Source organism: Bacillus sp. SIMBA_154 (genome assembly GCF_046536015.1).
GTDB classification, from domain to species: domain Bacteria; phylum Bacillota; class Bacilli; order Bacillales; family Bacillaceae; genus Bacillus; species Bacillus pumilus_P.
Genome location: NZ_JAWJBV010000271.1, coordinates 1 through 271 on the forward strand (window position 1 = coordinate 1; position 271 = coordinate 271).

Consider the following 271-nt stretch of genomic DNA (forward strand, 5'->3'; position numbering starts at 1 on the left):
CGTTAACCCATTGCGTATGTTCGGTTGTATTTAACTCCATAGTAAAGCAAAACTCACTACCCCTACCTACCACAGAAAATACAGTAATATCCCCATTTAGTTTATTTGCTAAGCTTTTTGATATATTTAAGCCAAGTCCAGTACCACCGTATTTACGAGAAATTGACGAGTCAGCTTGGTGAAAGGGAGTAAATAGGTCTTTTTGCTCGCTTTCGGTCATACCAATACCGGTGTCTTCAACTTTAATTATTAGTTGCTTTTGATTGCAACT

General features: G+C 37.6%; 1 protein-coding gene. It reads right to left on the reverse strand.

Features of this window, described 5'->3' with window-relative positions; all coding sequences use genetic code 11:
- The coding region (locus R0K30_RS22010) for an ATP-binding protein (protein WP_410612974.1) at positions 1-271 on the reverse strand (271 nt) is incomplete at both ends.